The sequence below is a fragment of the Nitratireductor aquibiodomus NL21 = JCM 21793 genome, assembly GCF_000615975.1.
Taxonomy (GTDB): Bacteria; Pseudomonadota; Alphaproteobacteria; order Rhizobiales; family Rhizobiaceae; genus Nitratireductor; species Nitratireductor aquibiodomus.
In genome coordinates this window covers 1-1,540 of record NZ_BAMP01000179.1, presented here as the reverse complement: position 1 = coordinate 1,540, position 1,540 = coordinate 1, and the positions used below count along the sequence as shown (strand labels likewise).

The following is a 1,540-nucleotide window of genomic DNA, read 5'->3' as shown; positions in this document are numbered from 1 at the left end:
CCGCATCGGCCGGCAAAAGCCTGAGCAGCACCCGCGCGAGCGTCGACTTGCCGCTGCCGGACGCGCCCACCAGCCCGAGCGTTTCGCCGGGAGCAAGCGTCAGGCTCACATCGTCAAGTGCGGTCACCCTGCGCCCACGGCTTGTGAAGGTCTTGCAGAGGTTCTGCGCAACGAGAAGCGGCTCAGGCATCGCCCACCCCGTCGATCAGGCGCCGCGTCGAAAAATCGATCTGCGCGGCAAGAAGGTGCTTCGTATAGGCATGCGCCGGCTTCGTCAGAACCGCCTGCGCCGGACCTTTCTCCACCAACCGCGCCCGCTGAAACACGGCGATTTCGTCGGCAAAGCCGGAGGCAAGCGCAATGTCATGCGTGATGAAGATCAGCGTCATGCCGGCCTCGCGCACCAATGTGTCGAGCAGCGCCACGATCTCGGCCTGCACCACCATGTCGAGAGCGCTGGTGGGCTCGTCGGCGATCAGCAGCCCCGGCTTTGCCGCAATGGCGGCGGCAATGGCGATGCGCTGGCGCTGCCCACCGGAAAACTGATGCGGATAGGCGCGAAGTGCTGCCTGCGGATCGGGAATACGCACCCGCTCAAGCAGCGCCAGCGCATGCGACCGCGCCGCACGCCAGCCAAGCCCCAGATGACGCACCGCGCCTTCCGCCACCTGTTCGCCAATGGTCAGAACGGGGTTGAGGCTGCCGCCAGGATCCTGAAACACCATGCCAATGTCGCGCCCCGCCACGGGCGAATGGGCAAGGCCCGGCCAGCCAATGCTGCCTTCAATCCGCGCCTGCGGCGGCAGCAACCCCGCGAGCGCCAGCGCCAGCGTGCTCTTGCCCGACCCGCTCTCGCCGATCACCGCCAGCCTGTGGCCTTTCGCAATGTCGAGATCGACGTCCTGAAGCGCGAAACGCCGCGCATCGTCACGCCCATAGGAAACGGAGAGGCCCCGGATTTCGGCCAGCGGCGCGCTCATCCGCGCCCCTTGCGGCCCGCCATCGCGTCGGCCAGCCCCTCGCCCAGAAGATAAACGCCAAGCACCGTGGCCACGAGCCCCAGCCCCGGCACGATGGAAAGATGCGGCGCGGTGCGCAGCACGTTGCGCCCCTCGGCGATCATCGAGCCCCAAGTCACCACATTGGGATCGCCAAGCCCGAGAAACGAAAGTGCGGCCTCCACCAGAACCGCCGTGGCGACGATCACCGCCGTTAGCGCCAGAACTGGCGGCAGCGCATTGGGCAGCACTTCGCGCAAAGCAATCTCGGCCGGGTGCATGCCGATCACCCGCGCCGCCGCCACATAGTCGCGCTCGCGGATCGACAGGACTTCCGCCCGCACCAGTCGCGCCGGCCCGGTCCACGCGCCAAGGGCAATGGCGAATATGATCACCGGAAGCGACGCCCCGGTGACGCTGACAAAGGCCAGCGCCAGAAGGAACCCCGGCACGATTTGAAACGCGTCAACCACGCGCATCAGCGCCTCGTCCACCAGCCCGCCGGCAAGCCCGGCAACCGTCGCCGACCAGCGCCCCCGGCG

The 1,540-nt window shown here is 67.7% G+C and carries 3 protein-coding genes; all 3 read right to left on the bottom strand.

Annotated elements, in window-relative coordinates:
- The coding region (locus JCM21793_RS23025; protein WP_025031867.1) for an ATP-binding cassette domain-containing protein at positions 1-190 on the bottom strand (190 nt) is incomplete at its 3' end.
- The gene (locus tag JCM21793_RS23020) at positions 183-980 is read right to left on the bottom strand and encodes an ATP-binding cassette domain-containing protein (protein ID WP_025031866.1); all 798 of its coding nucleotides are present in this window, start codon (positions 978-980) and stop codon (positions 183-185) included. The genes JCM21793_RS23020 and JCM21793_RS23025, both read right to left, overlap by 8 nt.
- Positions 977-1,540: ABC transporter permease (locus tag JCM21793_RS23015; protein WP_025031865.1), on the bottom strand; the 564-nt coding region annotated here is incomplete at its 5' end. The genes JCM21793_RS23015 and JCM21793_RS23020, both read right to left, overlap by 4 nt.